Below are 22,276 nucleotides of genomic sequence, written 5' to 3'. Positions count from 1 at the left end.
CAGACAAAAGACCTGACAAAAAAACCAGAGGACGGGCCCGGTGCAAATTGTTACCGGGGCCCACAAAAGCTTTTTACACCATCACGCGCGCATGTGGTTATGCGGTTTTCGAGGTGGCTTGTGCGGCCGCCGCCGCGCGGCGCGCGCGGGCGCGGCCGGGCTGCACTTGCGGCACGGCGCCCACCAGCGACTGCGTGTAGGGGTGTTGCGCGTTGCGGAACAGCTCGGCCGGCGAGCCGCGCTCGACGATGCGGCCCTGGTACAGCACCACCACTTCGTCGCACAGGTGGTTGACCACCGCGAGGTCGTGGCTGATCAGCATGTACGTGATGCCGAACTCGTGCTGCAGGTCCTGCATCAGGTTCAGCACCTGGGCCTGCACCGACACGTCGAGCGCGCTCACGGGCTCGTCCGCCACGATGAGGCGCGGGCGGGTGATGAGGGCGCGGGCGATGGCGATGCGCTGGCGCTGGCCGCCTGAAAACTCGTGCGGGTACTTGCCCAGGTCATTGGTGCGCAGGCCCACTTGCGATAGCACCTGGGCGGCCTGCTCGCGCTGCTCGGCGCGCGTGGTCTGGCCCTGCGCCTGCAGCGGCTCGGTCACGATGCGCTCGACCGTCTGGCGCGGGTCGAGCGATCCATACGGGTCCTGGAACACCATCTGGAAGTCGCGCCGCGCCTCGCGCAATTCGGCCGCGGGCAGCTGGTGCAGGTTGCGGCCCTGCAGGTGGACGGTGCCCGAGGTGGGTGCATCCAGCGCCATCACGACGCGTGCGAGTGTGGACTTGCCCGAGCCTGACTCGCCCACGATGCCCAGGCTGCGCCCGGACGCTATCGAAAAGCTCACGCCGTTCAGTGCATGCACCTTGCCCGGGGGACGGAACAAATGTTCGCGCGGCAGCGTGTATTCGCGCACGAGGTCCTGGACCTGCAGCAGTGCGCCATCGGGCTGTGCTGCGGAGGTGCCTTGCGTGGAGGGAGCGATGACGTTGTTCATGCGGCCACCTCCACGACCTTGACGGCCTCTGCGCTCAGGGCCGCGGCAATGGCCTCGCGGCGGATGCAGCGCACGACGTGGTCGCCGTCGGCATCGGTGGACACCAGCGTGGGGGCTGGCTGCTCGTGGTGGCAGGCGTCGATGGTGTAGCTGCAGCGGCCGGCAAAGGGGCAGCCGGCGGGCAGGTCCACAAGCTCGGGCACCGTGCCGGGAATGGTGGACAGCCGCGGGCGCTGGCCCGGCGCATGCACCGCTCCCAGGTGGGGCCGTGCAGCGAACAGGCCGCGGGTGTAGGGATGGGTCATCGCGGAGAAGACGGACGCCGTGGAGCCGCTCTCGACTACGCTGCCGCCGTACATCACCATCATGCGGTCCACGTTCTGCGAGATCACGCCCAGGTCGTGCGAGATGAGGATCAGTGCCATGTTGCGCTCGGCCACCAGGTCGCTGATGAGGTCCAGGATCTGCTGCTGAATGGTCACATCGAGCGCGGTGGTGGGCTCATCGGCAATCAGCAAATCGGGCCCGCAGGCCAGGGCCATCGCAATGGTGATGCGCTGGCGCTGCCCGCCCGAGAACTGGTGCGGGTAGGCATCAAAGCGCTGCGCCGCGTTGGGAATGCCCACGCGGTCCAGCAACGCAATCGCCTCGGTGCGTGCGGCCGCCGCGTTCATACCGCGGTGCAGCCGCAGCGGCTCGGCCACCTGGCGCCCGATGGTGTGCACCGGGTTGAGCGCCGTCATGGGCTCCTGGAAGACCATGCCGATGCGGTTGCCGCGCAACTTGCACATCTGCGCATCGGTGCGGCCCACGAGCTCCTCGCCGTCAAAGCGGATGCTGCCGGTGACCTGCGCACTGTCGGGCAGCAGACCCAGGAGCGACATCGCCGTGATGGACTTGCCGCAGCCCGATTCGCCGATCAGGCCCAGCGTTTCGCCGCGCGCCAGCGAAAAGCTCACGCCGCGCACAGCATCGGCCGGACCCCGGTGGGTCTGCAGGCGGATACGGAGGTTGGAGACTTCTAACAGGGGCATCGTGGGCTCTTGGCTTGTCTTTTGATATGGCCGGTCAGCGCTTGCGAGAAAGGCGGGGATCAAGGAGGTCGCGCAGCCCGTCGCCCAGCAGGTTCAGGCCCAGAACCGCCATGGCAATCGCCACACCGGGCCACACAGCAAGCAGGGGCGCCTGGAACATCAGCGTCTGCGCCTCGCTGAGCATGCGGCCCCACGAGGGCTGGGGCGGCTGTGTGCCCAGGCCCAGGTACGACAGGGCGGCCTCGGCCAGGATGGCGATGGCGAACTGGATGGTGGCCTGCACGATGAGCACCGACAAAATGTTGGGCAGTACGTGCTCGAGGGTGATGCGCCATGCGCCCTTGCCACAGGCGCGCGAAGCCATGATGTACTCGCGCGACCACACCGCATTGGCCGAGGCGCGGGTGACGCGCGCGAAGGTCGGGATGTTGAAGATGCCGATGGCGATGATGGAGTTGACGATGCCCGCGCCGAACACCGCCGTCATCATGATGGCCGACAGGATCGCAGGGAAGGCGAAGGTGAAGTCCGCCAGCCGCATGATGAGTTCCTCGACCCAGCCGCGCTTGGCCGCGGCCAGCAGGCCCAGGGCCGTGCCGATGGTCAGGCCTATGCCCACGGCGATCACGCCCACCAGGATGGAGTTGCGCGCACCCACGAGCAGCAGCGAGGCCACGTCGCGCCCGAATGCGTCTGTGCCCAGCCAGTGGGTGCCGGTAGGTGGCTGCAGCTTGGCGGCCAGGTCCATCTCGTACGGAGACCAGGGCGTCCAGACCAGCGACAGGGCCGCCGCCAGGATGAGCAGCAGCGACAGCACTGCGCCGATGACAAAGCTGCGGTGGCGCAGCGCACGGTGCAGCCAACCGGGTGCCGAGGTGGCAGGAGAGGAAGGGGTGATGGCGGCGCTCATGGTCGGGTCAGATATCGGAGGCCTTCACGCGCGGGTCGATCACGGCGTAAAGGATGTCCACGACGAAGTTGACGATGACCACCATGGCGGCGAGCAGCATCACGCAGTTGCGCACCACGATCAGGTCGCGGTTGGAGATGGACTGGAAGATCAGGCGGCCGAGGCCCGGCAGGTAGAACACGTTCTCCACCACGATGGTGCCGGCCAGCAGGTTGGCAAACTGCAGCCCCATCACGGTGATCACGGGGATCATGGCGTTGCGCAGCACGTGGCCCCAGAGCGCGGCGCGCTGCGTCAGCCCCTTGGCGCGTGCGGTGCGCACGAAGTCCTCGCGGAGCACTTCGAGCACGGCCGAGCGCGTGATGCGCGCCAGGATGGCGGCTTGCACCACGGCCAGTGCGATGGCAGGCAGGAGCAGGGCCTTGAGGGCTTCGAACGGGCTGCCACCGGCGTCTTCCGTCCAGCCCGGAAAACCACCGGCCGAGAACCACTGCAGCTTCACCGAAAACAGCAGGATCAGCAGGATCGCGAACCAGAAATTGGGAATGGCAATACCGATCTGTGCCAGCCCCATCACACCGACATCACCCAGCTTGTTGTGGCGGGACGCCGCATACACGCCTGCCGCCAGCGCCAGCACGGTGGTGATGACCATGGCCATGAGGGCCAGTGGCACCGTGAGGGCCAGGCGCTCCAGCACCAGGTCGAGCACGGGTGAGCTGTAGGCATAGCTGTCGCCCATGTTGCCCACCACCAGCCCACTGACCCATTGCCAGTAGCGCAGGCCCGCCGGTTGGTCCAGCCCCAGTTTGCTGGCCAATGCGGCAACGGCCTCTGGCGAGGCATCGGGGCCCATCAGGATCTGGGCGGCATTGCCCGGCAGGATCTCGAGCACCAGGAACACGACGATGGACGCGCCAATCAGCGTGGCCAGGAGGGTGATAAACCGCTTGAGAAAAAACAGGCCCATGGGTGAGGTGGGTGAGGAGAGGGGTAGGGCGCGCGGGCGTCAAAATTAATGTGTATACACAGCATAACGGTAAAAACATCCCCGTCAGCGGTGGTGGGTTGCAGTGTGGCATGCAAGGCACATGCCACCAGCGCGGGATAATACGGAGCATGAACTGCGCTGCGTACCCCCTTGCCATTGTTTTTGGCCCCGTGCCCAAGGAGGCCGTATGGCGCTGATGATCACCGACGAATGCATCAACTGCGATGTGTGCGAGCCCGAGTGCCCCAACCAGGCGATCTACCTGGGGCAGGAGATCTACGAGATCGACCCCAGCAAGTGCACGGAATGTGTGGGGCATTTTGACGAACCCCAGTGCGTGCAGGTCTGCCCCGTCGCCTGCATTCCCGTGAACCCGCAGCATGTGGAAAGCCGGGAGACGCTGTGGCAGAAGTTCCAGCGGCTGCAGGTGCCTACGGCCAGCTGATTTTTAGGGGTTTTCGGGCCCTGGCGCTTATCCATAAAGCGCTAGCTGCTATCAAAATAGTAGTTTTGCCACACTCAATCTTCCACCGGGCGGGGTGGCTTGGGGCGGGGCGGTTTGGTGGTGTGGATGAGCAAGGTGGCCTTGTCCATCTCGCCCGCCAGCATGGCCGGGTAGGCCTTCAACGAATGGGCGATGCTGTCTTCGATCAGCGTGCGCTGGTCGGGGGAGGGCTTCTTGAGTACCCAGTTGGCGACTTCGCTCTTCACCCCAGGATGGCCGATGCCCACGCGCAGGCGCCAATAGTCGGGGGAGCCCAGCTGGCCATGGATGTCGCGCAGGCCGTTGTGGCCAGCGTGGCTGCCACCGCGCTTGAGCTTGACCTGTCCCGGTGGAATGTCCAGTTCATCATGCACCACCAGGATTTCTTCAGGCTGGATCTTGAAGAAGCGCGCCAGCGAAGCGACGGACTTGCCCGAGAGGTTCATGAAGGTCTGGGGCTCCAGCAGCCACACGCTCTGTCCGTGCACCGTGGTGCGTGCGACGAGCCCGTGGTAGCTGCGCTCGGGCACCAATGTGGCCTTGAGTTCACGCGCCAGCGCATCAATCCACCAAAAACCAGCGTTGTGGCGGGTGGACTCGTAGTCTGGCCCCGGGTTTCCAAGGCCTACAAACAGCTTGATCATCTGCGCGATTATCCGTGGGGGTTGTGGATGGACGTGGGGCCTGTCCATGCCGGGCGCCGTTGCCAATGAAAACGGCCCACACAGGTGGGCCGTTTTCATTGGCCAGCACCGCCAAGGCGGGCTGACCGGCACGCAGGAAAAAACCTGCGGCTTGAAGATTACTTCTTGCCCTTGCCCTTCTTGGCATCGGCGGCAGGAGCGGCTTCGACGGGGGTTTCGACCACGACCACAGGAGGAACCACAGACACCAGCACGGGGTTGTTGTTCTGGCCACCACGGATCTTGGCGGTCACGCCCTTTGGCAGCTTGATGCTCTTGAGGTGCAGCGACGAGCCCTTTTCGAGGGTGGACAGGTCCACAGCGATGAACTCTGGCAGGTCCGAAGGCATGCAGGTCACATCGAGTTCGTTCACGATCGGGTTGACCATGCACTTGTCGACCTTGACGGCAGGCGATTCTTCAGCGCCGGAGAAGTGCAGTGGCACCTTCATGTGCAGCTTGGTCTTTTCGTCCACGCGCTGGAAGTCGATGTGCAGCACGAGTTGCTTGTAAGGGTGGTATTGCACGTCGCGCAGCAGAACCTTGGCGGTCGTGCCGGCAACTTCCATGTCCAGCACGCTGGAGTGGAACGCTTCCTTCTTGAGGGCGTGCCACAGTGCGTTGTGGTCCACCTCGATGAGTTGGGGTTCGGTGGTGCCACCGTAGACGATGCCAGGCGTCTTGCCCGAATTGCGCAGACGGCGGCTCGCACCCGTACCTTGCTTGGCGCGCTCAAAAGCGACGAAGTTCATAGTTAGCTCCTGAAAGGACAGACCGCGACCAGTCTTGCCCTGTTGTAAAAAGGCCTGTTGTGCCATTGTTTGGCAGCAGGCCCACGCAATGTCCTCGAACAGACAAGCCTCCCGAAGGAGGCCTGCGTGCAATCCAGTCTGCAACGCTCCCGAAGGGAAGCGCGTCAGAACAGGTTGTCTTGGTCCGAGAACAGACTCATCACCGACTCACCCTTGGCAATGCGCTGGATCGTCTCTGCGATCAGCGGGGCCACGGAGAGTTGGCGAATCTTGGTACATCCCCGGGCGTTGTCGCTCAATGGGATGGTATTGGTCACCACCACTTCGTCGAGGGCCGAGCCCTGGGCGATGCGTTCGATGGCAGGACCCGAAAAAATGGGATGCGTGCAATAGGCGTACACCTTCTTGGCGCCGCGCTCCTTGAGCACTTCTGCCGCCTTCACCAGCGTGCCGGCAGTGTCGATCATGTCGTCCATGATCACGCAGTTGCGACCTTCGATCTCGCCGATCACATGCATCACTTCCGACACATTGGCCTTGGGGCGGCGCTTGTCGATGATGGCCAGATCACAATTGAGCTGCTTGGCCAAAGCGCGGGCGCGCACCACGCCGCCCACGTCAGGAGAGACCACGATCAGGTCTTCGTAATTCTTCTGGCGCAGGTCGCCGAGCAGCACGGGCGATGCGTAGATGTTATCCACCGGAATGTCGAAGAAACCCTGGATCTGGTCGGCATGCAGGTCCATGGTCAACACGCGGGCCACGCCCACGGCCTGCAGCATGTTGGCCACTACCTTGGCGGTGATGGGCACGCGCGAAGAGCGGGGACGGCGGTCCTGGCGGGCATAGCCGAAGTAGGGGATCACGGCGCTGATGCGCTCTGCCGATGCACGCTTGAGCGCATCGACCATGATCAGCAGTTCCATGAGGTTTTCGTTCGTCGGAGCGCAGGTGGATTGCACCACGAACACATCCCGCGCACGAACGTTTTGCTTGATCTCGACGGTGACCTCACCGTCCGAGAAGCGACCGACATCGGCAGCTCCGAGGGTGGTTCCGAGGTGTTGGGCAATTTCAGCTGCCATGCCAGGATTGGCATTGCCGGTGAAAACCATGAAGTCGGGTTGATTGCCTTGCATGAGCGTCCCAGCGGTCTGAAAAAAAAGCCCGTACTGCGCGTGAGCGAGAAGAAATTTGGCAGGGGAAGAAGGATTCGAACCTTCGCATGCCGGAATCAAAATCCGGTGCCTTAACCAGCTTGGCGACTCCCCTACACAGGTCAACTGCCGAGGGCAGCTAACCTTAATTCTTGTCTGATGCCCAGCCTGCCAGAGGATGAACCATCAGATTTTCACATTCCTTGACTTGCCAGCCCTGTGGAGCTCCACTCAAATCAACCGCATGTGACATCTGCGCAAACACTGCACTGCCTGAGCCTGTCATCCGGCCTTGCAATCCTCGGACCCTGAGCCAATCAATGGCTTCGGTGACCTCGGGGCAAAGTGCCTGGGCAACTGGCTGCAGGTCGTTTCGACCGAAGTCAAAGTGTGTTGCAGCAAAGCCTAAGATTGTAGCACTATCTGAATCACGTTTCAAACTTGGCGACGAAAAAATTGCTTTTGTCTCCAAACCTGCTGCGGGCTTCACGATGGCGAAGCGCGCTTGCGGTAGTTGCTGGGCTTTCTCAAGCGGCGTGATTGTCTCACCAATTCCTTCGACCCAGGCGTTGTGGCCACGTAAAAAAAATGGAATGTCGGCTCCGAGCTTCAGCCCAATGGTTTCCAGTGCTGATCGCGACAGGTTCAGGCCCCACAGCCGGTTGAGGGCGAGCAAGGTCGTGGCCGCATCTGAAGAGCCGCCTCCCATGCCGGCTTGCGAGGGGATGCTTTTCAGGACGCCAATGTGCGCGCCAAGCGCGCAACCGGTGGCTTGCTGCAATGCAAGCGCCGCTTTGATGGAGAGGTCTACCTCCGGCAGCGGAGTGCCCAGGTCTTCGCGGGTGATCCCGCTTCCTGCGCGGCGCTCGAAATGAAGGGTGTCGCACCAGTCGATCAGCATAAACACCGACTGAAGCCGGTGGTACCCGTCGGCGCGTTGCCCCGTGATGTGGAGGAAAAGGTTGAGCTTTGCCGGAGCCGGCACGTCATACAGGGATTGCATGGCAACGAACAGTGCGCGATGAAGGTGTCAGGAAGGTCAGCGGGTCAGGGCGAGGCGCAACGTGGCCTGTGGCGCGGGGTCGTCGCGATGCGCCACCAGCCGTCCCTGTTCGAGGGCTGAAAGGTCGGCCCTCCAGCCTGGCGCGGTAGTTTGTAGGCCCTTGAGCCAGTCGAACAACGCGGCGACGGGTATGCTCGTACCGGTCACTTCTTGCAGCAGTGCATCGAGTGAATCAGAAGAGCGCGTCTCTTGAGCACTGATCAGTTGTGCGTGGCCATCTTTCCATTCCAGCTGCGCAAGACGGTTGCCCAGCGGGCTGATCAGTGCGAGTCCGCCTCTCTGGGCATTGCCTCGGAGTTCAAACATCGCCGAGAACGACTGGGATGCCTGTCCTTCCACTTGCAGGGCGATTCGTCCGCTCCATGCGTCTTCTTCGCCTGCCGGGCTCGGTGGCGGCTGCGCGCAGCCAGCCAGCCACAGCGCGCATACGGCCCACAAGAACAGCCCCATGAGGCGTTGAGCGAGCAACTGGCGGGCCAGTCGGTGGAAGGGCATTCTTTGCCCGCCCTCCATCAAAAGTTCACCCCGAGGCGCGTCAGCGTTTCTTTCAGGGTTTCGTTGTCAGGACTCGCGCGCCGACCTTCTTTCCAGACTTTGACCGCAGCGTCCTTGTCCCCGAGGCTCCAGAGTACCTCGCCGAGATGTGCTGCGATTTCTACGTCCGGGCGGGCTTTATAGGCGGTTTCAAGGTGTCGCCGAGCTTCTGCCTTGTTGCCCATGCGAAATTCCACCCACCCCAGGCTGTCCGTAATGAACGGATCTGCGGGTACGAATTCCAGCGCCTTGAGAATCAGCTGTTTGGCTTCTTCCAATCGCACGCCTCGGTCTGCCAGCGAATAGCCGAGGGCGTTGTAGGCATGGTGGTACTGGGGCTTCTGGGCAATCACCTGCCTCAGAAGTTGCTCCATTTTTTCGGGCTGGCCGGCCTTTTCGGCCAGCATGGCTTGGTCGTAGACCAATTCCGCGTCATCCGGCGCGAACGCAACAAGTTCGCTCTGGACTTTGTAGGCATCCTGGTAGAGCCGCAGGTCGCGCAGCAGCTGCACTTCGGCCAGCAGCTTCATGCGGATTTCGTCGGGCGAAGTCCCCGGCAGATTGCGCAAGAGCGCCCTTGCCTGGGCGACTTTGCCCTGCCGTGCCAACAGGGATGCGCGGCGGCTTTGCGCGCCGAATACTTCGTCCACGTTGTCGATGCGACCGAGCCAGGCCTCTGCGGCTGCAAAATCCTGCTTCTTCTCCGCGATCTGTGCGTACAGTAAATAGGCCTGCGTCAGACCTTTTTGGCGCACTTCTGCATCGGTAGAGGTGGAAACTAGTTCCATGAAGCGCCGCAACGCGTTTTCCGCAGCTGGCAGCTGGTTGTCCTGCAATTGCAGAGTGGCCAGCACCAGCCAGGCCTCCACCAGTTCCGGTTTCTCCTTGGTGACATATTCCAATTGGCGGCTGGCGTCTGGATAGCGCTGCAAGCCCAGAAGAACCCGCGCATAGGCCATGCGCAATTCCGGCACCGGCTGTTTGGCCAGTGCTTGCGCCACCAGGGCTTCAGCCTCAGGCGTGTTCTCCTCCATCAGTTCAAGCGCCAGCCTGGCTGCGTCTTCATTGGCGCCGTCCAGTACCTGTGCTCGCTGCGCTGCATTCAATGCGCCCGATTTATCACCTGCCGCCAGACGAAGGCGCCCCAGGGAGACCCAGGCCACAGGTCCTGTTGCGGGGTGTGCGAGCTCGTCCACTAGGGCTGCCTCCACCACTTTGGCCGCCAGGGCCTTGTCGCTCGCACGTCCGTACATTTGAGGAAGTGCGGAAAGTGTCGAGGCCTTCGCACGCGGAGGGGATTGGGCGAGTTCCTGGCGCAATAGATCGGGCGTTTCACCGATCCTGTTCAGTGCAACCAGAATTTGCAGCACATAGCGGTTTGCTTCGCGCGATTGGGGTAGCGCTTCCTTCCATGCCTTGGCTGCTGCCAATGCATATTCGCCCGACCGCGACTGCAAAGCGATATCAGCGGCCCTTTGGTAGAGCTGACCGTCAACGCTGCGGCGTGCCGCCTCCAGCATGAAGGCATAGCCAGCCCCCGGGTCACCTGTCCGGGCGCTGATTTCGCCCAGAAAAATCTCATAGAACAATTCCGCATCCAGCGCCGGATTGGATGTCACTGCAGAGTCGTTTGTGGCGGGGGGGCTGTCACCGCCCGTTGGTTGTGCCCATGCTGAGTGGGCGGATACTGCAAAAACGGTAGTCAATGCGGCAATCCGAAAGCTGTGAAATAGCACCATCGGGTCATAATAATCCATGCCTGTTAACCCATTGCCGGGGTCTTTGTATGCCTGAGTTGCCCGAAGTGGAAGTGACACGCCGCAGTTTGGTCTCGGCCATCACGGGCGCGCGCATTGAGGCGGTCAACCTCGGAAAACCTTTGCGCTGGCCTTTGGGTTGTGTTCCGCAGGCTTTGGTGGGGCAGCACGTGGTTGGTTTGCGTCGGCGCGGTAAATACCTGCTGGCTGACATCAGCAACGGGGTCCTGCTTTTGCACCTGGGAATGTCTGGAAGCCTGCGCTTCAGCCAGGGTTTGCCTGCGGCGGGAGTTCACGACCACTTTGACATGCTGACCAGCGAGGGGACCCTGAGACTGCATGATCCGCGTCGATTTGGTGCTGTGGTTTACGTTCAAGGAGAACACGACCCTGTTGCGGTCAAGCTGCTGGGTGGGTTGGGAATGGAGCCACTGTCAGATGCGTTTTCACTCGCGGCTTTTCGGATCGGACTGAAAAAGAGCCAGATGCCCATCAAGCAATTGCTTCTGGCTGGCCGGCTGGTGGTGGGGGTCGGCAATATCTATGCATCGGAAGTGCTTTTTTTGGCTGGAATCCGCCCGACGACCCGCGCTGCACGCATCGGGGTGGAGCGGGTGCACAAGCTGCACTCCGCCATTCGCACTGTGCTGACACGGGCCGTGGAGATGGGGGGCAGCACGTTGCGCGATTTTTCGAATGCAGACGGAATGGCCGGCCACTTCCAGACCCAAACCAATGTTTACGGGCGCGATGGAGCACCATGCCATGTCTGTGGCACTCCGATACGGGTGCTTCGCCAGGGGCAGCGGAGTACCTATTTTTGCCCTGTGTGCCAGCGACCCTGAACCAGACTGACCGCAAATTCCTGGTTCTATTACGGCCCACGCGCGGTCGATGCTATATTTTGTGTATGCCTGCCTTGTAGGCCATTCTTAGATCTCTGGGAGCAAAGTGGGACCTTCATTCAACGAACAGTTCGACCAGCATGGTGCGTGGCGGCGTGAGTTCGCCCAGCAACTCAAGCGGCTGGCCGAGTGGATGTCCTCGCACGAGCTCATGGACGCTGCTGTCCATGAGCGGTTGCACCGTCTGGAGGAACAGGTTCGCAGTGACAAGGTCATGGTGGCTTTTGTTGCCGAATTCTCGCGCGGTAAGTCCGAGCTGATCAACGCAATCTTTTTTGCGGACTATGGTCGCCGCATCATGCCTGCGAGTGCAGGGCGCACTACCATGTGCCCTACCGAACTTGGTTACGACGCGAGTTTGGCCCCCAGCCTTCGATTGCTGCCAATTGAAACCCGACTGCAGATGCAGAGCTTGGCCGAGTGGCGGGTCAAAACCGAACGATGGCAGGAGATTCCCCTGGATGTTGGAAACGCGGACCAGATTGCCAAGGCGCTCGAAAAGGTGGCCGAAGTGCGAAAGGTCAGCCTGGAAAACGCGCGCGCGTTGGGCTTCTGGCACGATGACCTGACAGATGAAAACCCGGTGCCTGATGCTCAGGGCCTGGTGGAGGTGCCCATGTGGCGCCACGCCCTTATCAATATTCCCCATCCGTTGCTCAAACAGGGGCTGGTGATTCTGGATACGCCAGGGTTGAATGCGGTTGGGGCGGAACCGGAGCTCACGGTTAATCTCATTCCGCAAGCGCATGCGGTTGTTTTCATTCTGAGTGCCGACACCGGGGTTACCCGTTCCGATCTGTCCATCTGGCGAGAGCACTTGGCCATTTCCGCGGACAGCATGGATGCCCGATTGGTGGTGCTCAACAAAATCGACACGCTGTGGGACACGCTCAACTCCGCTGAACAGGTGCAGGCGCAGATGGAGCGCCAATGCCGTACGTCTGCAGAGATGCTCGGGGTTCCGTTGGACAGGGTTGTGCCCGTGTCTGCGCAGAAAGGCCTGGTCGCCAAGATCACGGCCGATGACCTTTTGCTGGAGACCAGCGGACTCCCTGTTCTGGAAGAGGCATTGGCCAAAGGCATCATGGGCCGGCGGCAGTCTATTTTGCGGGCAGCCGTGGCCAATGGAGTCGCCAGTTTGCGCACCGAGACATCACGGGTCATCAATATCCGGCGCAGGGATCTCGATGACCAGATGGCCGAGTTGCGAAGCTTGCGGGGCAAGAACGCGTCGGTGATCGAATCTATGCGCCATCGCATCGAACAGGAGCAGCGGGAGTTCGATCTGAGCACTTCCAAAATCCAGGCAGTGCGCGCGGTTCATCTGAAACTTCTTCGAGATGTGTTTCAGCAGTTGGGTGCCAAGGCGCTCAAAGCCGAGCTTGCAGAGTTGGCTCAGACGCTGCAACAAAAGGGACTCAAGCTGGGGGTGAAGAAAATCTATCTCCAGACTTTCGACAAACTGCGCGGCACGCTGGACAAGGCACAAGCGTCGGGAACCGAGATCCAGGCCATGCTGGGCGGGACATTCAGGCAACTCAATGCCGAGTTTGGATTTTCTTTGCAAGTGCCGTCGCCGCCGCAACTGGAGCACTTCACGCACGATCTGAATCAGATCGAACAAAGCCATCTCCAGTACCTTGGCGTGGGGAACGCATTAAAGCTCGCTCAGCCCGAGTTTGCGGAGCGTCTGGTCCGGGCTTTGGCCATGCGCTTGCGGACAGTGTATGAGTCGGCTGCAAACGATCTGGAACTGTGGAGCAAATCTGCCACGGCCCAACTGGATGCGCAGCTGAGGGAGCGTCGCCGCAGTTTCGCACGTCGCATCGAAGCCGTAGATCGTATTCAGCAGGCTGCCAGTGGCTTGGTGGAGCGTATTGCGGAAATCGAAGCGAGTGAGGATGAGTTGGTGCAACTGGAGCACAGGTTGCAGGAACTGACATCCCAGCTCGTCGCTTTGCCCAGCCTTGACGCCATGAACCCGGATAGCCATCTGGTATCTGCATGAGTGCCCTGGATCGGGACGGCGTAGCTGAGCTTGTAGTTGCCTGGCAGGGGTCACACGGTCGCAACCATCTGCCCTGGCAGCAGACGCGTGATCCATACAGGGTTTGGCTGTCCGAGATCATGCTGCAGCAAACGCAGGTGACCACGGTGCTCGACTACTACGCGCGTTTTCTTGTTCGCTTTCCTGACGTGGCTGCCTTGGCACGAGCAGACCAGGACGAGGTGATGGGCCTCTGGAGCGGGCTGGGCTACTACACCCGAGCCCGCAATCTGCACCGCTGCGCCCAGCAGGTCGTTGCGGAACACGGAGGCTCTTTTCCCCGTACTGCCGAGATGCTGGCTACGTTGCCGGGCATTGGCCGTTCTACAGCTGGGGCGATTGCCGCTTTCTGTTTTTCTGAGCGTGTTCCTATTCTGGATGCCAACGTGCGCAGGGTGTTGACGCGCTTTCTCGGTTTTGAGAAAGACCTTGCATCGTCGGGAAATGAACGTCTGCTCTGGAATGAAGCGGAGTCCTTGCTCCCTCAGAGAAATTTGCTCACGGCCATGCCCCGGTACACCCAGGGGCTCATGGATCTTGGCGCGTCGATTTGCACGCCACGAGCGCCACGTTGCGGACAGTGTCCGTTGACAAACCGTTGCGTGGCAGCCAAAGGCGGAGACCCCGAGCGCTACCCCGTCAAGATCCGCCGGTTGGCACGCCGATCAGAATCTTGGCAACTCCTCGTTCTCCTGAGTTCCGGAGGGCGGGTGTGGTTGCAGCGTCGCCCTTCGGTGGGCATATGGGCTGGCATGCACTGCGTCCCGGTCTTTGCCGATAGCACCTCATTGCGCGGATATGTTGCATCTTTGGGAGATGCATCCCGCATTTCCTGCAACGAACTTCAGCCTTTCCTCCACGTGCTGACGCACAGAGACTTGCATCTTCACCCCGTCGTGGTATCTGGCAGCATTCCCAACCAACCCACGGAAGAGGGTGCGTGGTTTGGTGTTGACGAATGGGCCTCTATTGGCCTGCCTGCGCCCATCCGCAAGCTGCTTGATTCGATGCAGGCGCAGTTGTGGTGAACGGAGCTGGGGTCGTGTGCACTAACGCCCATCCAACTCGCGGTGCCTTTTCAGAGTGGTCCAGCGATTGCTCAAAACCTCGGCGAGTTGCTCTACCAAATAGACGGAGCGATGCTGGCCGCCGGTGCAACCAACGGCTACCGTCACGTAGCTGCGGTGGTTCCGATCAAGCATTTCCAGCCAGTGCGCCAGGAATTGCTCAATGTGCGCTTGCATAAGTGATACGTCCGGTTGCTGGCTGAGGAAGTGTGCAACAGGTTCGTCCAGCCCGGTCAAATCGCGCAGCGCAGGCTCATAGTGTGGATTGGGTAGCATCCGTACGTCAAAGACGTAGTCCGCATCCATCGGTATGCCACGCTTGAATGCAAAAGACTGGAATACCAAGGTCATCTGTCCCCGCGTGGTGACAAGCAAACTCTTCACATAGCTTTGGAGTTGCGACGCCCGTATTGTGCTTGTGTCGATGACATGCGACTGCTCACGCAGTTCGGCCAAGAGTTCCCGCTCCAGCTCAATAATCTGGACTAGCGCCCTACGCCCCTGCTGAAGGTCATCGTGCGACAGGGGGTGGCGTCTGCGCGTTTCTGAAAAGCGTCGAACCAGCGTATCAATGGTTGCATCCAGGAAAACCGATTGCACCGACACCCCCTGGTTTCTTAGTCGGCTCAATTCCTGCGGAACCTGATGCAGCGAGGTAGCGCTGCGAACGTCCATCGCGATGGCCACGCGGTTCGCATGGTGGCGGTGCTCCAGCGCCACAAAAGCTGGCAGCAGTTCCGGGGGGAGGTTGTCCACGCAGTAGTACCCGGCATCTTCCAGGGCGTGCAGCGCAACGGACTTCCCTGAGCCTGACATACCCGTGATCAGGACAATTTCAAGCGCCATCAGCTACGTCCTTCCGGTGCCGCGACGGCGAGATCCAGCATCTCCCGTGCGTGCGCAAGCGTAGTGCCGGTGGAGCGCTCACCGCCTAGCATGCGCGCAATTTCCGTGACGCGGTGCTCGCCTTGCACCATCGATACCGTGCTGGTGGTACCTTTAGGGCTCTTGTGTTTGGAGACCTTCAGATGGTGGTGTGCGCAGGCTGCCACCTGTGGCAGGTGGGTCACCGCGAGCACTTGGCGATCTCTACCGAGTTGCTGCATCAGGCGCCCCACCGTTTCTGCCACCGCGCCCCCTACGCCAGAGTCCACTTCGTCAAATATGAGGGTGGGGGCCATGCCCAATTCACTGGTTGTCACCGAGATGGCCAGCGAAATGCGAGATAACTCACCGCCCGAGGCGACTTTGCCAATGGGTTTGGGCGTCATGCCAGGGTGACCTGCCACGAGAAATACCACGTCATCGATACCATGGGACGAAGGCTCCTGTGCCTTCGCAATAGATACCTCGAACTTGCCACCTTCCATGCCCATGCCCTGCATGGCTTGCGTAATGGCATTGGACAGTTTCGGCGCTGCTTTTGCACGTCTCAGGGAGAGTGCCCGTGCCGATACGTGGTAAGCCGTGGCACTGGAGGCCTCCGCAGCCTCCAGTTGTTCCAGGTCTGTAGCAGCGTCCAGCCGACGCATCTCTTCTTTCCAATTCTGGTGCAGTGCGGGCAGCTCTGCGGGCGTGCGTTTGTACCTGCGCGCCAGCGTCATCCAGAGCGAGATGCGGGTGTCGAGTTCAGCCAGGCGTTGTGGATCGATTTCGGCATGCCTCAGGTACAGCTGCAGCGAGTGGAGGACATCGCCGGCTTGTGCGAGGCTAGAGGCAAGGATGTCTGCGAGATTGGCGAACTCAGGCTCAATGTGCTCATGGCTTTGCAGGAGATCGTGTGCGCGTGTGAGCCCTGTAAGTGACCCTGTCTCTTCATCTTGAAGGGCTTGGATGGCCCCCTCGGCTCCATCCAGCAGCGCTTGCGCATGCGAGAGGCGTCTGTGCTGTGCATCGAGGTCTTCCCATTCGCCCTCCGCAGGCGCCAGCTTGCCCACCTCATTGATTTGCCACTGCAGGCGCTCACGCTCCTGTTGCAAAGTAGCTTGAGCCAGGCGCGCTTGCTCCAACGCCTTTTGGTCCGAGCGCCATTGGGTCCAGCGCACTGCAGTTTCTGCGGTGCGCACACCTGCAAATGCGTCCAGCAGACCTCGCACCGATTCTGGTTTTGTGAGGCTTTGCCATGCATGTTGGCCATGGATGTCCAGCAGGCTGTCCCCGACGGTTCGAAGCTGAGTTGCAGTGGCTGGCGTGCCGTTGATCCACGCCCGGCTTTTGCCCTGGGAGTCCACCGTACGGCGTAGAAGCAACAGCTCGTCAATGTCGAAACCCGCCTCGTCAAGCCATGGGTGCAGATGGGCAGGGCAGTCGAATTCTGCACAAAGGTCTGCTTTATCAGCACCCTCGCGAACAACGCCCGCATCCGAGCGTGCCCCCAGCACAAGCTGAAGTGCATCAATCAGGATGGATTTTCCAGCGCCAGTTTCTCCGGTCAGCACGGTGAAACCAGAAGTTAGTTCAAGCTCCAGTGCCTGAACAATCACAAAATCACGCAGGGTAATCCGCCTGAGCGCCATGGTCAGGAGCCTCCTTCATTCCAGCGCAATTTTTTGCGCAGAGTGGCAAAGTAGTTCCACCCTTGCGGGTGAAGAAACCGCACGCAGTGCTCCGACCTTTTGACCAGAATGCGGTCGCCATGCAGCAGAGAGGCCAGCGACTGCATATCAAAATTAGCACTAACATCCCGACCGCTCACAACCTCGACAGCCACTTCGGCGGCATCCGACAGCACAATGGGGCGGTTGGAGAGCGTGTGGGGGGCGATGGGCACCAGCACCCATCCAGGAATGGAGGGGTGAAGCATAGGCCCCCCTGCAGACAAGGAGTACGCCGTTGACCCCGTTGGTGATGCAATGATGAGCCCGTCTGCGCGCTGGTTGGCCACAAAGCGTCCATCAACCTCGACTCGCAATTCCACCATGCCCGAAGTCGCGCCACGGTTCACAACAACGTCGTTCATCGCAAGTGCTTCAAAGACGATGCGCTCGTCGCGCACAACTGTCGCGTGCATGAGCGGCCTCAGGTCTTCTTCGTATTCGCCTTGAAGCATGGGTGGCAGTGTGGCTTGGTACGTGTCAAAAGGAATGTCGGTGATGAAGCCTAAACGCCCCTGATTGATCCCAATCAGGGGCGTGCCAAACCGCGCCAGCCGTCGGCCTATGCCCAGCATGGTGCCGTCACCACCTACCACAAGGCCCAGGTCGCACCGGCGGCCTATCTCGTCTACATTCAGGACTGGGTATTGTGTGATTCCGGTGTTGCTTGCGGTTTCTGCTTCCAGCACCACTTCGCAACATTCGCGTTCAAGAAAATGGGCGATGTCTTCCAGGGCGTGGCGGGAACTGTCACTGAGGGCGCCTGCCGACGAAGCTTGGTATTTGCCTATGAGTGCGACACGGCGGAAATTGGACGTCATCGCGAAATTACATCATTAAAATCATTCCATGCTCGATGACCGTGCCAAGTTGTTGCTTAAAGCGCTGGTCGAGCGCTACATCGCCGATGGACAGCCCATTGGGTCGCGGACTCTGTCGCGCGCGTCGGGGCTGGATCTATCCCCCGCCACCATTCGCAACGTCATGGCAGATCTGGAGGAGTTGGGGCTGATCGCGAGTCCCCATACTTCTGCAGGGCGCATCCCTACTGCTCGGGGCTATCGGCTATTTGTAGACACCATGCTGACAGTGCAGCGGGACCCATTGACCCCTCCGCAGCTTGCGCCCGAACAGCCGCAGAAGGTGATCGCGAACGCAGCACAGTTGTTGTCCAATCTATCGCAGTTCGTTGGTGTTGTGATGGCGCCCAGGAGGACCTCTGTGTTTCGCCACATCGAGTTCCTGAGATTGTCCGAGCGACGATTTCTGGTGATCATCGTCTCGCCGGAGGGCGACGTTCAAAACAGGGTGATCTTCACGGATGTGGACTACACCCAGTCACAACTCATTGAAGCTTCCAACTTTCTGAACGCGCACTATGCAGGGCTCGAGATGGAGCAGGTGCGTGAGCGCCTGAAATCGGAGGTGGATGTGCTGCGGGGCGAGATCGCTTCGCTCATGCAGGCTGCGGTGAACGTGGGTTCTGAGGCTCTGTCACAAGCGCAGGACGAGGTAGTGATTTCTGGTGAGCGCAACCTTCTGGCTGTGAGCGATTTTTCCAGTGACATGGGAAACCTCCGGCGCGCCTTCGATCTGTTCGAGCAGAAAACGCAGATTCTGCGGCTGCTCGATATCTCTAGCCAGGCAGAGGGAGTGCGCATCTACATTGGCGGGGAAAGCCACGTGGTGCCGTTTGAGGAGCTTTCTATCGTGAGTGCGCCGTATGAGGTCGATGGCAAGGTAGTCGGTACTTTGGGTGTGATCGGTCCTACGCGCATGCCTTATGACCGGATGATTCAGATCGTGGACATCACATCAAAACTGGTGTCCAACGCACTCAGCTATCGCAAGTAAAGCCCCCTACAATAAGGCGCTTGCCCCGTTGTATAGCGCTGGAGCATGGCTTGGGGCGTTAGCTCAGTTGGTTAGAGCAGAGGACTCATAATCCTTTGGTCGTTGGTTCAAGTCCAACACGCCCTACCACCCATCATTCGAGTGGGCGATCATCACGGTCACAGCCAGTTTTCTTGTCGCAATGTGCGCCATTCCTCTTTTGGAGTCTCTGGAGTGCATTACAATCTTGGCTTGTATTGAGTTGAGTTTTTACTGAACAGGCCCATGCGGCATGGAGCTGGTAAAAAAGTTGATTTCAAGGGTCGCCAAGAAATCATGCTATAATTCAAAGCTTAGCGGCTGTAGCTCAGCTGGATAGAGTACTTGGCTACGAACCAAGGGGTCGTGGGTTCGATTCCTGCCAGCCGCACCAATGTTTAAAGCCTGCAATCGCAAGATTGCAGGCTTTTTCATTTGTCCAAGCGCTTTGCGCTTGTCGGGGAGATCTGGCGATGAGCAAGGCTTTTACCAAAGAGGCAGATGGCGGTGACGACGACGAGTTGGCACTACCCCCATTGCCTGCGGGCGGCAAAAACTACATCACCCCTGTGGGCTATGCGCGCCTGCGGGATGAGCTGTTTGATTTGATTGACAACGAGCGGCCCAAGATGGTGGATGTTGTGCATTGGGCTGCCAGCAACGGTGATCGGTCTGAAAATGGCGATTACTTGTATGGCAAGAAGCGCCTGCGTGAGATCGACCGCCGCATACGGTTCTTGACCAAACGGCTGGAGATTGCCGAAGTCGTAGACCCCAGTCTGCATGCGGGAAGTGATCAGGTGTTTTTTGGGGCTACCGTGACTTATCGGGATGATGAGGATGTGGAGCGCACGATCACCATCATGGGAATTGATGAGGCAGACAGCCGAGAATCGCAGGTGAGTTGGATTTCACCGGTCGCCCGGGCACTGTTGAAAGCTCGTGTGGGTGATGAGGTGCAACTGCCAACCCCGGGCGGCGCTCGCAATCTGGAAGTGATGGAAGTGCGGTACCCGCAGCCGCGCACAGCGTAGCAGCCACCCTCGGGTGGGGGCGATGCGCGATGAAACAGGCGCTGCTTTCCTTGCGGTAAGCGCCTGTCAGGCCTGTGGCGTGATTCTGGCGACGCGGATGACTGCCTGAGTGCGGCGCAGATTTTTTAGTGCCAGTTCAAGGTGAGCCTGATCACGCACGGCCACGATAAAGCGCAGATCGGTGGTGTCCAGTGCGGCTTCGTCATCCATGTCAACGTGGGTGATGTCAGCCTCTGAATTGGCCAGCTCCGCAGCCACTCGGGCCAACACCCCCTTGCCATTGGTCACGGTGACAACAACACCGGTCTCGAACATGCGCGTGGGCTCGTCAGACCAGTCCACGGCGATGAAACGCTCGCTGTCCTTGTGCTGGAGGCGCTTTGCCACTGTGCAGTGCACGTTGTGCACCACCAGCCCCTCTCCCCGTCCGAGGTAGCCCACAATACTGTCGCCGGGCACCGGGCGGCAGCATGATGCGTACTGTACCGATGCGTTCTCGCTGCCGTCCAGGGTGACTGCGCCTTGGGACAGCGTTTCATGGGACGTATAGCGCTCCCGCGTCATGAGCAGTGCATCGGGGCGATGGCCATGTTCGGACATCAGCACCATGAGCCGCTTGGCCACGATGCTGGCGATCCGCTTGCCCAGGCCCAGGTCCGTCATCAGCTCGCTGCGGGTGCGGTTCCCTGTAAAACGCAGCAGCTTGTCCCACATGGGTTGGGTCTCTGCATCCAGGGGGGGCAACTGCTCCAGGCCTTCCGCTCGGATGGCTTGGGTCAGCAGTTTTTCGCCCAGTCCTTCAGATTCAGTCTGCGCCAAGGTCTTCAGGTAGTGCCGGATCTTGGAGCGCGCGCGGCCTGTGCGCACAAAACCCAGCCAGGCCGGGTTGGGGGTGGACACGGGCGCCGTGATGATTTCCACGACGTCGCCATTCTTGAGTTCAGTGCGCAGGGGCACCTGCTCGTTGTTGATCTTGGCCGCCGTGGTGCGGTCGCCGACGTTGCTGTGAATGGCGTAAGCAAAGTCCACCACAGTAGCCCCGCGAGGGAGCGCCATGATCTGGCTCTTGGGGGTGAAGACATAGACCGCATCCGGGAAAAGGTCCACCTTCACATGGTCCCAAAACTCTGCGGCATCGCGGGTCTCGTTCTGGATGTCGAGCAGGGACTGCAGCCACTTGGTCCCCAGCCGTTCGGCCGAAGTGCCATCGCCGTCCTGTGCTTTGTACAACCAGTGCGCTGCCACACCGGCCTCGGCAATGACGTGCATCTCGTCCGTGCGCATCTGGAATTCAATGTTCACACCGGAGGGCCCCACCAAGGTGGTGTGCAAGGATTGGTAGCCATTGAGCTTGGCGATGGCGATGTGGTCCTTGAACTTGCCAGGAACCGGTTTGTACATCTGGTGGAGCACGCCCATCGCGGTGTAGCAGTCCGTCACAGTGGGCACGATCACCCTAAAACCGTAGATGTCCGTGACCTGGGCAAAACTCAGATGCTTGAGATCCATCTTTTGGTAGATGGCGTACAAAGTCTTTTCGCGGCCTGCGAGGCGCACCTTCATGCCAATCTTTGAGAAGGCGGCATCCACTTCGGTTTGCACCTTCTGCACCAGGTCGCGCCTGCGGTTGCGAGACTTGTTGACAGCCTTGGAGAGGGTGGCATAGCGCCAGGGGTGCAGGTGACGGAAGGCCAGGTCCTGCAATTCCCGGTAAGTCTGGTTGAGGCCCAGGCGGTGGGCGATGGGCGCGTAGATTTCCAGCGTCTCCGAGGAGATGCGGCCCCACTTGCTACGTGGCATGTCCGACAGCGTGCGCATGTTGTGCGTGCGGTCCGCCAGCTTGATGAGAATCACGCGCACATCGCGTGCCATGGCCAGCAGCATCTTGCGGAAAGACTCGGCCTGGTTCTCTTCGCGGGTGTTGAACTGCAGCTTGTCCAGCTTGGTCAGCCCGTCCACCAGTTCGGCCACGGGGGCACCAAAGCGGTCGATCAGGTCGGCCTTGGTGACGCCACAGTCTTCCATGGCATCGTGCAGCAGTGCTGCCATGAGCGCCTGGGCGTCGAGCTTCCAGGTGGCGCATTGCGCTGCTACGGCAATGGGGTGCGTGATGTAGGGCTCGCCGCTGTTGCGCAACTGGCCCAGATGGGCCTCATCAGCGAAACGGTAGGCTTGACGCACCTGTTCTATGCTGATCGCGTCCAGGTAGTCGAGACTATCTGTCAGCGCAGCAAAGCTGGCCGCCGCCGCATTGGCGGCCGCTGCGGCTGCTGACAAGGTTCCCGCCGTTGGCACTTCACCGGGTCGGGCTTGCGTTGCAGAAGGTGAATTGAGCACCGCGTTCATGCCTTAAATGTAGCGCGGGAGCGCATCAGACGACTTCGGGGCAAAAAAA

The 22,276-nt window shown here is 60.5% G+C and carries 20 protein-coding genes and 3 tRNA genes; 8 read left to right on the top strand and 15 right to left on the bottom strand.

The features are described 5' to 3' along the window. Window positions 1-97: 97 nt before the first annotated feature. The 4 genes from ASE52_RS20285 to ASE52_RS20270 are packed head-to-tail and all read right to left on the bottom strand — an operon-like array spanning window position 98 to window position 3,911. On the bottom strand, window positions 98-997 hold the full coding sequence (locus ASE52_RS20285; RefSeq protein ID WP_057228793.1) for an ATP-binding cassette domain-containing protein: 900 nt from the start codon (window positions 995-997) through the stop codon (window positions 98-100). After that, window positions 994-2,031 (bottom strand): ABC transporter ATP-binding protein, encoded by a 1,038-nt coding sequence (locus ASE52_RS20280; protein ID WP_057228791.1) that lies wholly within the window; start codon window positions 2,029-2,031, stop codon window positions 994-996. The genes ASE52_RS20285 and ASE52_RS20280 overlap by 4 nt, the downstream gene beginning before the upstream one ends. A gap of 34 nt (window positions 2,032-2,065) precedes the next feature. Next, window positions 2,066-2,941 (bottom strand): ABC transporter permease, encoded by an 876-nt coding sequence (locus ASE52_RS20275; RefSeq protein ID WP_057228790.1) that lies wholly within the window; start codon window positions 2,939-2,941, stop codon window positions 2,066-2,068. 7 nt (window positions 2,942-2,948) lie between these two features. After that, window positions 2,949-3,911, bottom strand: a complete 963-nt coding sequence (locus ASE52_RS20270; RefSeq protein WP_010461883.1) for an ABC transporter permease — start codon at window positions 3,909-3,911, stop codon at window positions 2,949-2,951. A gap of 208 nt (window positions 3,912-4,119) precedes the next feature. On the opposite strand from ASE52_RS20270, the gene ASE52_RS20265 reads away from it, so the two are divergent. After that, on the top strand, window positions 4,120-4,377 hold the full coding sequence (locus ASE52_RS20265; RefSeq protein WP_010461882.1) for a YfhL family 4Fe-4S dicluster ferredoxin: 258 nt from the start codon (window positions 4,120-4,122) through the stop codon (window positions 4,375-4,377). 74 nt (window positions 4,378-4,451) lie between these two features. Here the strand turns inward: ASE52_RS20265 and pth are convergent, their stop codons facing one another. The 7 genes from pth to ASE52_RS20230 form a co-directional block, all read right to left on the bottom strand. Then, a complete protein-coding gene (gene pth / locus ASE52_RS20260) occupies window positions 4,452-5,060 on the bottom strand; it encodes an aminoacyl-tRNA hydrolase (protein ID WP_057228787.1) in 609 nt (202 codons plus the stop codon). Between the two features lie 158 nt (window positions 5,061-5,218). Then, the gene (locus ASE52_RS20255; RefSeq protein WP_010461878.1) at window positions 5,219-5,851 is read right to left on the bottom strand and encodes a 50S ribosomal protein L25/general stress protein Ctc; all 633 of its coding nucleotides are present in this window, start codon (window positions 5,849-5,851) and stop codon (window positions 5,219-5,221) included. A gap of 164 nt (window positions 5,852-6,015) precedes the next feature. Further along, the gene (locus ASE52_RS20250) at window positions 6,016-6,990 is read right to left on the bottom strand and encodes a ribose-phosphate pyrophosphokinase (RefSeq protein ID WP_010461875.1); all 975 of its coding nucleotides are present in this window, start codon (window positions 6,988-6,990) and stop codon (window positions 6,016-6,018) included. Window positions 6,991-7,046: 56 nt separating this feature from the next. Then, window positions 7,047-7,123, bottom strand: a tRNA-Gln gene (locus tag ASE52_RS20245). Between the two features lie 30 nt (window positions 7,124-7,153). After that, window positions 7,154-8,011 (bottom strand): 4-(cytidine 5'-diphospho)-2-C-methyl-D-erythritol kinase, encoded by an 858-nt coding sequence (ispE, locus tag ASE52_RS20240; protein WP_057228785.1) that lies wholly within the window; start codon window positions 8,009-8,011, stop codon window positions 7,154-7,156. A 36-nt stretch (window positions 8,012-8,047) separates the two neighbouring features. Continuing rightward, window positions 8,048-8,566 carry a lipoprotein insertase outer membrane protein LolB gene (locus ASE52_RS20235; RefSeq protein ID WP_010461870.1) on the bottom strand — a complete coding sequence of 173 codons (519 nt, stop codon included), beginning with the start codon at window positions 8,564-8,566 and terminating at the stop codon, window positions 8,048-8,050. 17 nt (window positions 8,567-8,583) lie between these two features. After that, complete coding sequence (locus tag ASE52_RS20230) at window positions 8,584-10,362, bottom strand: tetratricopeptide repeat protein (RefSeq protein WP_057228784.1); 1,779 nt, start codon at window positions 10,360-10,362, stop codon at window positions 8,584-8,586. A gap of 29 nt (window positions 10,363-10,391) precedes the next feature. On the opposite strand from ASE52_RS20230, the gene mutM reads away from it, so the two are divergent. From mutM to mutY, 3 genes are all read left to right on the top strand, one after another. Next, window positions 10,392-11,207: a bifunctional DNA-formamidopyrimidine glycosylase/DNA-(apurinic or apyrimidinic site) lyase gene (gene mutM, locus ASE52_RS20225; protein ID WP_057228783.1), complete on the top strand. Its 816-nt coding sequence runs from the start codon at window positions 10,392-10,394 to the stop codon at window positions 11,205-11,207. Between the two features lie 106 nt (window positions 11,208-11,313). Then, window positions 11,314-13,275, top strand: a complete 1,962-nt coding sequence (locus tag ASE52_RS20220; RefSeq protein ID WP_057228782.1) for a dynamin family protein — start codon at window positions 11,314-11,316, stop codon at window positions 13,273-13,275. Then, entirely contained in the window at window positions 13,272-14,342 is a 1,071-nt protein-coding gene (gene mutY, locus ASE52_RS20215) for an A/G-specific adenine glycosylase (RefSeq protein ID WP_057228781.1), read from the top strand. Before ASE52_RS20220 ends, mutY begins: the two co-directional genes overlap by 4 nt. A gap of 21 nt (window positions 14,343-14,363) precedes the next feature. Here the strand turns inward: mutY and rapZ are convergent, their stop codons facing one another. From rapZ to ASE52_RS20200, 3 genes are read right to left on the bottom strand one after another with little or no spacing between them, the layout of a single operon-like run. Continuing rightward, entirely contained in the window at window positions 14,364-15,227 is an 864-nt protein-coding gene (gene rapZ, locus ASE52_RS20210) for an RNase adapter RapZ (protein ID WP_010461862.1), read from the bottom strand. Beyond that, window positions 15,227-16,897, bottom strand: coding sequence for a DNA repair protein RecN (gene recN, locus ASE52_RS20205; RefSeq protein ID WP_057228780.1), 1,671 nt, complete (start codon window positions 16,895-16,897; stop codon window positions 15,227-15,229). The genes rapZ and recN overlap by 1 nt, the downstream gene beginning before the upstream one ends. Before the next feature lie 2 nt (window positions 16,898-16,899). Beyond that, window positions 16,900-17,796: an NAD kinase gene (locus ASE52_RS20200; protein WP_057228779.1), complete on the bottom strand. Its 897-nt coding sequence runs from the start codon at window positions 17,794-17,796 to the stop codon at window positions 16,900-16,902. 28 nt (window positions 17,797-17,824) lie between these two features. Between ASE52_RS20200 and hrcA the strand changes: the two genes are divergently transcribed. From hrcA to greB, 4 genes are all read left to right on the top strand, one after another. Further along, on the top strand, window positions 17,825-18,829 hold the full coding sequence (hrcA, locus tag ASE52_RS20195) for a heat-inducible transcriptional repressor HrcA (protein ID WP_010461859.1): 1,005 nt from the start codon (window positions 17,825-17,827) through the stop codon (window positions 18,827-18,829). Window positions 18,830-18,881: 52 nt separating this feature from the next. Beyond that, window positions 18,882-18,958 (top strand) — tRNA-Ile (locus ASE52_RS20190). 206 nt (window positions 18,959-19,164) lie between these two features. Continuing rightward, window positions 19,165-19,241: transfer RNA gene (locus ASE52_RS20185), tRNA-Arg, on the top strand. A gap of 79 nt (window positions 19,242-19,320) precedes the next feature. Continuing rightward, entirely contained in the window at window positions 19,321-19,881 is a 561-nt protein-coding gene (gene greB, locus ASE52_RS20180; RefSeq protein ID WP_057228778.1) for a transcription elongation factor GreB, read from the top strand. 66 nt (window positions 19,882-19,947) lie between these two features. On the opposite strand, the gene ASE52_RS20175 is transcribed toward greB, so the two are convergent. Next, the gene (locus ASE52_RS20175; protein WP_029413878.1) at window positions 19,948-22,227 is read right to left on the bottom strand and encodes a bifunctional (p)ppGpp synthetase/guanosine-3',5'-bis(diphosphate) 3'-pyrophosphohydrolase; all 2,280 of its coding nucleotides are present in this window, start codon (window positions 22,225-22,227) and stop codon (window positions 19,948-19,950) included. Between the last annotated feature and the right edge of the window lie 49 nt (window positions 22,228-22,276).

This window comes from Acidovorax sp. Root275 (assembly GCF_001428965.1).
Classification (GTDB): domain Bacteria; phylum Pseudomonadota; class Gammaproteobacteria; order Burkholderiales; family Burkholderiaceae_C; genus Acidovorax; species Acidovorax radicis.
This window is presented reverse-complemented; position numbering and strand designations above follow the sequence as displayed.

Excerpts from the sequence above, each read along its gene's own strand:
- ASE52_RS20285 (WP_057228793.1), bottom strand. The coding sequence starts at position 997 with ATGAACAACGTCATCGCTCCCTCCACGCAAGGCACCTCCGCAGCACAG.
- ASE52_RS20280 (WP_057228791.1), bottom strand. The coding sequence starts at position 2,031 with ATGCCCCTGTTAGAAGTCTCCAACCTCCGTATCCGCCTGCAGACCCAC.
- ASE52_RS20275 (WP_057228790.1), bottom strand. The coding sequence starts at position 2,941 with ATGAGCGCCGCCATCACCCCTTCCTCTCCTGCCACCTCGGCACCCGGT.
- ASE52_RS20270 (WP_010461883.1), bottom strand. The coding sequence starts at position 3,911 with ATGGGCCTGTTTTTTCTCAAGCGGTTTATCACCCTCCTGGCCACGCTG.
- ASE52_RS20265 (WP_010461882.1), top strand. The coding sequence starts at position 4,120 with ATGGCGCTGATGATCACCGACGAATGCATCAACTGCGATGTGTGCGAG.
- pth (WP_057228787.1), bottom strand. The coding sequence starts at position 5,060 with ATGATCAAGCTGTTTGTAGGCCTTGGAAACCCGGGGCCAGACTACGAG.
- ASE52_RS20255 (WP_010461878.1), bottom strand. The coding sequence starts at position 5,851 with ATGAACTTCGTCGCTTTTGAGCGCGCCAAGCAAGGTACGGGTGCGAGC.
- ASE52_RS20250 (WP_010461875.1), bottom strand. The coding sequence starts at position 6,990 with ATGCAAGGCAATCAACCCGACTTCATGGTTTTCACCGGCAATGCCAAT.
- ispE (WP_057228785.1), bottom strand. The coding sequence starts at position 8,011 with ATGCAATCCCTGTATGACGTGCCGGCTCCGGCAAAGCTCAACCTTTTC.
- ASE52_RS20235 (WP_010461870.1), bottom strand. The coding sequence starts at position 8,566 with ATGCCCTTCCACCGACTGGCCCGCCAGTTGCTCGCTCAACGCCTCATG.
- ASE52_RS20230 (WP_057228784.1), bottom strand. The coding sequence starts at position 10,362 with ATGGATTATTATGACCCGATGGTGCTATTTCACAGCTTTCGGATTGCC.
- mutM (WP_057228783.1), top strand. The coding sequence starts at position 10,392 with ATGCCTGAGTTGCCCGAAGTGGAAGTGACACGCCGCAGTTTGGTCTCG.
- mutY (WP_057228781.1), top strand. The coding sequence starts at position 13,272 with ATGAGTGCCCTGGATCGGGACGGCGTAGCTGAGCTTGTAGTTGCCTGG.
- rapZ (WP_010461862.1), bottom strand. The coding sequence starts at position 15,227 with ATGGCGCTTGAAATTGTCCTGATCACGGGTATGTCAGGCTCAGGGAAG.
- recN (WP_057228780.1), bottom strand. The coding sequence starts at position 16,897 with ATGGCGCTCAGGCGGATTACCCTGCGTGATTTTGTGATTGTTCAGGCA.
- ASE52_RS20200 (WP_057228779.1), bottom strand. The coding sequence starts at position 17,796 with ATGACGTCCAATTTCCGCCGTGTCGCACTCATAGGCAAATACCAAGCT.
- hrcA (WP_010461859.1), top strand. The coding sequence starts at position 17,825 with ATGCTCGATGACCGTGCCAAGTTGTTGCTTAAAGCGCTGGTCGAGCGC.
- greB (WP_057228778.1), top strand. The coding sequence starts at position 19,321 with ATGAGCAAGGCTTTTACCAAAGAGGCAGATGGCGGTGACGACGACGAG.
- ASE52_RS20175 (WP_029413878.1), bottom strand. The coding sequence starts at position 22,227 with ATGAACGCGGTGCTCAATTCACCTTCTGCAACGCAAGCCCGACCCGGT.